Source organism: Saccharothrix sp. ST-888, from assembly GCF_000955975.1.
GTDB lineage: Bacteria > Actinomycetota > Actinomycetes > Streptomycetales > Streptomycetaceae > Kitasatospora.
The window spans coordinates 23,013-30,453 of the sequence record NZ_JYJF01000093.1 but is presented as its reverse complement, the minus strand read 5'-3'; the positions used below and the strand labels follow the sequence as shown (position 1 = coordinate 30,453).

The window sequence follows — 7,441 nt, the reverse complement described above, 5'->3', positions numbered from 1 at the left end:
CTTCGCGTTCATCGAGACCTTCTATAACCGTAGGCGTCTACGCAGACACCCCGAGTGGGGCTACCTCACGCCACTCGAGATCCGCCAGCGGCACCAGCAAGGTCACACCCTCGCGGCGTAGACGGAGAGTGTCCGAGCGCAGGGTGGAACTTCACCCACCAGTGCGAAGCATGAGGCGGTCGGCGATGTCGCCGAGCCGGGTGAGGCCGCTGATCCCCTCGGTGGGGAGACTGATCTGGTCGTCACGGCCGATCTTGCAGATGGACACGAGCCCGTGCGGGTCGGTGTGGAAGAACGTGTGTCCGGCGTTGCAGCCGCCGAAGGGCTTGCGCATCCGCAGGTGTTCCTTGGACTGCGCCGTCAGGGACTCCGCGCCGCCGTAGATCGTCGGCGTCATGTTGGTGAAGACGTTGTACTCAACGCCCCACCGGTCGCACAGGTCGATCATCGCCTGCTCTTCGTGCGCATTGTCCTCTGTGACGATGATGCTCATCCGCAGCGGGAGCTTGGCCCGCCGGGCGGCGTTCATCCCTTGGACGAACAGATCCCAGGCACCCTGACGCTGGGTGAGTTCGTCGTAGCTCTGCTTGGTGGCACCGTAGATGGACACCGTGATCCGGTATGGAGGGCAGTCCCGGAACATGGCCAGGAGGTTCTCCCGCCACAGGAGGGAGGCGTTCGTGGAGACGGTGATCATCATGCCCAGCTCGAACGCGGCCCGGTACGAGGACATGAAGTCCTTGTCCATGGTGGGTTCGCCGCCGGTGATCTGGAGCCACAGCACCCCAGCCTCAGCCATGATTCGCAGGCAGGTGAGCTTGTCCGCCAGCGGCATCCCCGAGTTGACCTTGAGCCCGAGGTAGCAGTGCTTGCACTTGTAGTTGCAGCCCAGGTTGATCTCCCACGACGCCCGGCCGTAGCCCCACGCCGAAGGCTGTCGGACCATCAGGAACCCACCCACAGGCTTGCCAGACACATCCATGCCCCACTGGTCCCCCGTCACTTCGGCGAGCCACGAGGGGGCGGGTTTCTGGGGGTCGTGGACACGCAGTTCCTCGTAGCGGTCTTCCGGGAGCAAGAGGCCGACCTGGCTGCCGGTCTTGAGCAAGAGGTGCTGCCCGAGGAACGGGCTGGCGATCATCTGATACACGGTTCGTCCCTCTCGATGTACCGCGGACGGTGCAGGTGCGTGCCGCTACACCGAGTGCAGCGGGGTCTTCAACAGGGTCGGGACTTCAGCCCAGACCCACTTGCCTCTGGGCGCCCACTTGACGCCCCAACGGGACGACAGCGCGTCCACCAGGGCCATGCCACGTCCGGAGGTGTCGCTGTCGCTGGCGGTGATGACGACGGGCATTGTGTGCGAGGAGTCCCGCACGGCAACTCTGGCGGTCGAGCCCTCGAGACGCAGCGAGACGGCGATGCGGGTGCAGCCCGTGTGCCGTGCACTGTTGCCGACCAGCTCACTGATGATCAGTTGGGCAGTATCGATCAGGTCGGGCTGGCCCCACCTGGTGAACTTCTCCTCCACCAGGACGCGGGCGGCCTTGGCGGACTCGGGTACGCAGGGCATCTGTCGGATGCAGCGGGACCATGCGAAGGTCGTGGCCTCGGTCTCCAGCGCGGTCGCCATCAACAGCTCCTCGGGGTAGGGGACGCCGCCTGACGCGCTTTCACGGTTGCCGAGGGGGACTCAGTTCCTCGCGTCGGCCGGCTGACAGACAGTCAACTGACCGTCACCGCTGTGGGACCATCGCGTAGGCGGTATGCGCATGCGGATATGCGTGCTGCGCATAGGAATACCGATCCGCAGGGGTGATGCTGGTGGACTGGCAGGGAGAGCTCCGAGAGGCGTCACGGAGCGGCGACTACGGCCGGGTAATCGAGCTGAGCCGCAAGGGCCAACGATTAACGCAGCTCCAGCTCGGCGAAGCTCTGGGCCTCTCGCAGTCTGCGGTGTCCCGGATGGAGAAGCGGGGCTCGACCGGTGCCTATGACATGGTGCTGCTCAGTCGGGCGGCAGCCCACCTGAACCTTCCCGCCGGACTACTGGGCCTGGCGGATAGCACGGCAGGAACAGAACCGGTGGAACGACGCGGTTTTCTTGGAGGCGTGGCCGCGGTGGCGGCATCGCCAGTACTGGCCGTCCTGTCAGGCCCCGCAGACACCGGGCAGGCTGCGGCACTGCGACTGAGCACGACGGCATACCGCAGGCTGGACGGCTCGACACCTTCCCGCGATCTCGCCGACGCGGTACGAGGCCACATCCAGCTCATCCAGCGCCTGAGTACCAATGGCGGTGGCCGCACGAGACTCGCGGCGGTCGGCAGCGAGGCCGCCTCTCTGGCGGGATGGCTGGCGTGGGACATGGGCGACCACGGGTCCGCCCGTTCCTGGTACGGGCAGGCAATCAAAGCGGCGCGTGCCGCCGGTGACCCACTGTTGACGGCATATCAGACCGGCTCCCTGGCCCAGTTCGAGGCACATGCCGGGAACGCCGCCCAGGCGCTGAGTCTGGCACGCCAGGCCCGGCGGTTTCTCGGACCGGAACGGCCGGCCGTGGCCGATGCCTGGCTCGCCTCCGTCGAAGCGCTCGCGCACGCCGCCGATGGTGACCAGCGGCGAGCCGATCGGGCTCTCACCCACAGCCGAGCCATCGCGGCAACCCTCGGGCGAGAGGAAGCCCCTCCCTGGCCGTGGGTCTTCGTCTTCGACGAATCCAAGGTGACGGCTACCCGGGTCACCTGTGGGGCTCGGCTCGGCCTTCCCGAGTGGGTGCTGACCGGCGACACGGAGGCATTGGCGACCGGCCATGCGAAGCAGCGTGCCCTCCTGGTGCTGGATATCGCCGCCGGACACCTGGCGGCCGGCCGAATCGAGGCCGCCTTCGCGCTCGCTTCGAAGGCCGTTGATACCGGCCTGGAGTACCGTTCCGGACGGATCGTGGAGAGGGCTCGGACGGTCCGACGATCGTTTACCAGTCAGTCGCCGCCAGGAGTGGTGCGGGAGTTCGATGAGCGCCTGCACAGCGTCTACCTGTAGGAGGGGATCATGCGGGTTGGAATCACCGGCCACCGAGGGCTGAGCCTGGAAGTGGAACAGCGCGTAAGGAAGCTCCTGGACGACACGGTGAGGGACCTCGGCGGTGATCTGGTGGGCGTGTCGTGCATTGCCGACGGACCTGACTCGTGGTTCGCCGAGTCCGTTCTGGACCACGGCGGCCAGCTGGAGGTCGTCATCCCCGCCGAGCAGTACCGGGAGTCGCTGCCGGCGGAGCACCACTCGTTGTACGACCGGCTGATGCGGCACACCTCGGAGGTTCACCACACCGGGATGGCCGAGTCGGACTCGGCCGCCCACATGGCTGGCAGCGAGATTCTCGTCGGCTTGGTGGATGAGCTCCTGGCGGTGTGGGACGGCAAGCCAGCTTGGGGCTACGGCGGCACGGCGGATGTCGTTACCTACGCCAAGCGGTGCGGCGTCCCTGTGCGAGTCCTGTGGCCGGAAGGCGCGTCGCGATAGCCGAAGGACCGGGTTTCACCGCCACACGATCGCCACAGCACACCCGGAAACAGGCCGCAATAGACACGAAGAGTGAGTAATCGGCTACGCTCCAGACGGACACGAAAAGGGCCCCTGCCCTGCGACTATGCAGCTCAGGGGGCCTTCATCGGCTAGGCGGCGGACGAGTCGGCCTGTACGCCGGGTTCTCCCGAACATCGCAATAATCACGTTTGAGCCTGCAGGTTTACTCGATCGAATGCCCGATTCTTCCCTTCTGGGACTTTTTTGGGACTTTCAGGAGAGATCGGTGAACCACGTCTCGAGGGCGGACAGTCCGCGTGCGCCGGATTGCGGCATGAAGTGGGTGTAGGACCGCAGCGTGAAGGCCGGGTCGGAGTGGCCGAGCCACCTCGCCAACGACACGATTGACTCCCCCGCCTCGAGCATGACCGAGGCGTAGGTGTGGCGCAGGACATGGAAACCGTGTTCCCGGCTCGGCTCCCAGACGCGGGTGGGCTTCTCCCCCAAGACCGGCCTCGGAAGGTCCGCTATCACTCCGGCCTTGGCGAGTGCCGGCTTCCACGTCAGGGTGTTCCACGTACTGCTGTTGATCGCGCGGCCTCTGGTCGTCGTGACCAGGAGCGGGACCGTGACAGTACGTCGCTTCTCGCGCGGCAGGTCCGGCTCTTCCGGATCGAGCCACGGCAGTGTGACCTGGACGGGCTTCAGTCGCTCCTGGTGTGACCGCAGCCGCTTTGCGAGCGCAGCGCCCAGGGGGACGTCGCGCTCCTTTCCGCCCTTCGGCGGACCGAAGTACAACTGCGACCGGTACTGCAGGACCTGCCGCTCGACGTGTATCGAGTCGTCGCGCACGTCGACCAGGCTGAACGCGAACGCCTCTCCCTGCCGCAGCCCGCAGCCGAGACCGAGGTCGAGCGTCACCCGGTAGCGCTCCGGGAGCCCCTTGCGGACGGCATCGACGCGGCACTGCTCCCAGGAGCGCGCCATTCGCTCGGGTCTCCTGGGCGGCTTGACGGTGCTGCTCCCCTTGCATGGGTTCCGATAGAGGCGCTTGTCCTCGACGGCGGCCTGCATGATGGCCTTCAGATAGATCCAGGCGATGTGCGCCGTGCCGGATCCGATGACGCGCTGGACATCGGCCGACCACTTGCGGAGTTCAGCGGCACCGATGTCTCGCAGCGCGGTCTCGCCGAGGTGCGGGATCACGTGTCCCCAGATCCGGTACTCCATACTCTCCAGCGTCTGCGCCGGATGAACTTGGGCCGGCCACCAGTGCTTCTCGACGTAGTCCCGAAGGGTGATCGCGCCGTCCCGCGCGTCGACGAACTCGCCTCGACGCATGTCCGTTTGTGTCTCGGCCAGCCAAGCCCTTGCCTCCGCAAGGGTGTTGAACGAGTGGTCGCGGACGCCTGGAATCCCCTTCGCCCGGTACCGCGTGCCGTGTCCCCACAGGGCGGTGCGCTCGCGCTTGCCCGTCTCCTTGTTCGGCCGCTTCTTCAGCCACCTGTCCTCTACATAGCCAGTCATGCCGTCTCCCGTCCAGATCGGTGCTGCGCAGGCGCGACAGCACATGATCAGAACCCCTGAGGGGCACTCAGTTCGTCCTTGATCCGTTCGTGCCGACCTCGACGTCAACGGGAACTCCGCGCCTCCGCAGGTGCATCCTCAGGAACTCCATCTCCGTCAGCGTCCCGACCATGCCATCGCCTCTCAGCTCGGCGGCGTGGTCTCGGGCATCAGGCAACGACGCTCCGGAGACTTCCCGCAGGACCTTCAGCACGGGGACCAGGCTCGGCATCGGACCAACCACCCGTAGCCGGGCGGCTCCGTGCGCCGTGAGCAGAGCGTCCCGGACATCCTCGGGCGGCCTCCCGGGATTCGAGTTCTCGCACCCCGCCACGCCGCAGGTGTCACACGAGATCTCGGCGTCCCACCACAGCTCATCGCGATGAATAAACTGGTTCACCTGGCGCACCACCGTGCCCCCGCAGTCACTGCAGCGCGCTTCGATCCTTGCCGTCTGACCAGCCATCCGGACTCCTCGGCTTCCTCCGTCGTGCCGATCCTCTCGCGACTGGAGAAGACGCCGGAATCCGCCCCTATGGGTCACGCCGTAGGGCCGTCCATAACCGGATAGCCGATCTGGGCCGCCACGTCGGCAACCTCGGGGAGGGACACCCCAGCGTTGAGGGCGGAGACCACCCCGTGACTGAGTGGACGGCCGGCATACACGTGGCGCACCACATCGATGTCGACCTCAGTCTCGTAGTAGTCCTCGGCGAACCTCTGGAACGCCTCCGGCGTCGGGTCGATAAGCAACTGGAACAACCAACCTGATCCGTCCGGGTCGGCGTGACCTTCGGGGAAGTCGATCTCCCCGGCCCGCCACTGGTCGTCCCCCGTCTCGCGCCACAAGCAGGCAGTCACCATGGGCATTCCGTCGTCCGTGAAGGCGGGCTCTTCGACGCAGCCCCGGAACACCTCGGGGACCGAGTCGATCACTCCCGGCCATGGCCCGTCGTTGCCGTACGGGCTCATCGGCGACTCGTGGTCGAAGCCTCGGACGTAGGAGCCCGCCGGAGAGAAGACGATGTCGAACTCGTCTCCCGAGCCGTTGCGCATCGAGGCGATCTCCTCGGTCTTGGACCAGCTCGCGCTGAAGAAGTAGTAGCGCTCCCCGCTCGGGTTCAGCACCGCCTCGAGCATCGCCATCGACCGGCACAGACCCCGCAGGGTTGGAATATCGGGAAGAGCTCGGGCAGCATCATGAACAGTCACGCGGCCATCCAACCGGACATCACTGACAGCCTCACACCACCCGCGCCTGCGCCGAGCAGCAGACCGCCGAACACATAGGTCCCTTCCTCCAGCGGGTGCCGAGTCAGTCGGCCGCAAGATCAGTCATGGTGGAGCTCCTGCCGGCGAACATGGAGACAGACAGTTCTCATGTCAGAGACCGGCCCCGGGACAGCCAAGTGGAGTCAGAACAGACAGAGTCAGTCGGCTGGTTCACGTTCAGTGCTCTGACGCCATGACGACCTCTCACCTTCTTCTGCGAGCCCTCCACGACACCGGCGACCCACCTCTCTGCCCGCTACCGGTGCAAGTAGCGGAACTCCTGGAAGGCCTGGACGCCCCGCCACGCCTCGCGGCCCACCTGCGAGCCGTGCACGACGTCGCGCACCAACTCGTGGACTGGGCAGGACAGCACCACTCAGATCTGGATTTCGACCGCGGGGCTGTGCTCTTCGGGGCGGCCACGCACGACGTGGGCAAGACGGTACACATCGCCGAACTATCCGAAGCCGGGTCGGCACACGAGGAAGCCGGACGTGCACTGCTACTTGACCACGGCGTCAGGCCGCAGCTGGCCCGCTTTGCCGGCACCCACGCGTCGTGGACCGCACCGGACATCACCATCGAAGACCTCCTGGTGAGCCTGGCCGACAAGATCTGGAAGAACAAGCGCGTCCAGGAGCTGGAGGATCTGGTGGTGACGCAGCTTGCTGCGGCGAGCGGCCGATCGGCGTGGGAGGAGTTCATGGCGCTCGACGACCTGCTCGGGCGCATCGGCGACGGTGCCGACCAGCGGCTGGCCTTCCAGGCGTCATATCCGGTGCACGGCTGAACTCTGACCTCTTGGGTGCCGGAGCTTCGGCCGGGCGGAGGGGTTCGAGCCACCGCCGGACGCTGCGGCTGCTGCCCGGTAGCCGCGCTCCCGGAGCTCGCGGAACAGACGGCCGCTGTCGGTACAGCCCTCCTGCCAGCGCATATTGAGATACTCGGCCCAGGACTGCAGCTTGTTCGGCCTCTGCCCCGGCAGTCACAGCAGTTCCTCGACCGGAACCGGCGAACTGCCAGGCATATCGTGACCGGACGGCCGCCAACCGCGGCGTCGGCAAGCCGACGACGGTAG

Annotated in this window: 8 protein-coding genes; 3 read left to right on the top strand and 5 right to left on the bottom strand. The window is 66.4% G+C overall.

The genetic code is table 11. The annotated features are described in order from the left end of the window. Positions 1-151: 151 nt before the first annotated feature. Both UK12_RS24940 and UK12_RS24935 read right to left on the bottom strand, forming a co-directional pair. Positions 152-1,141, bottom strand: coding sequence for a radical SAM protein (locus UK12_RS24940; RefSeq protein ID WP_231591376.1), 990 nt, complete (start codon positions 1,139-1,141; stop codon positions 152-154). A gap of 54 nt (positions 1,142-1,195) precedes the next feature. Then, positions 1,196-1,633: an ATP-binding protein gene (locus UK12_RS24935; RefSeq protein ID WP_045305367.1), complete on the bottom strand. Its 438-nt coding sequence runs from the start codon at positions 1,631-1,633 to the stop codon at positions 1,196-1,198. 185 nt (positions 1,634-1,818) lie between these two features. Here UK12_RS24935 and UK12_RS24930 point away from each other — a divergent pair, with 185 nt between their 5' ends. Beyond that, a complete protein-coding gene (locus UK12_RS24930) occupies positions 1,819-3,042 on the top strand; it encodes a helix-turn-helix domain-containing protein (RefSeq protein WP_197085150.1) in 1,224 nt (407 codons plus the stop codon). Positions 3,043-3,051: 9 nt separating this feature from the next. Further along, positions 3,052-3,522, top strand: coding sequence for a hypothetical protein (locus UK12_RS24925; protein WP_045305366.1), 471 nt, complete (start codon positions 3,052-3,054; stop codon positions 3,520-3,522). Between the two features lie 276 nt (positions 3,523-3,798). On the opposite strand, the gene UK12_RS24920 is transcribed toward UK12_RS24925, so the two are convergent. From UK12_RS24920 to UK12_RS24910, 3 genes are all read right to left on the bottom strand, one after another. Then, positions 3,799-5,052 carry a tyrosine-type recombinase/integrase gene (locus UK12_RS24920; protein ID WP_197085149.1) on the bottom strand — a complete coding sequence of 418 codons (1,254 nt, stop codon included), beginning with the start codon at positions 5,050-5,052 and terminating at the stop codon, positions 3,799-3,801. 67 nt (positions 5,053-5,119) lie between these two features. Further along, the gene (locus UK12_RS36905; protein WP_156178915.1) at positions 5,120-5,557 is read right to left on the bottom strand and encodes a hypothetical protein; all 438 of its coding nucleotides are present in this window, start codon (positions 5,555-5,557) and stop codon (positions 5,120-5,122) included. Between the two features lie 74 nt (positions 5,558-5,631). After that, entirely contained in the window at positions 5,632-6,237 is a 606-nt protein-coding gene (locus UK12_RS24910) for a hypothetical protein (protein WP_231591375.1), read from the bottom strand. 454 nt (positions 6,238-6,691) lie between these two features. Here UK12_RS24910 and UK12_RS24905 point away from each other — a divergent pair, with 454 nt between their 5' ends. Further along, positions 6,692-7,153: an HD domain-containing protein gene (locus UK12_RS24905; protein ID WP_231591374.1), complete on the top strand. Its 462-nt coding sequence runs from the start codon at positions 6,692-6,694 to the stop codon at positions 7,151-7,153. Positions 7,154-7,441: the final 288 nt, after the last annotated feature.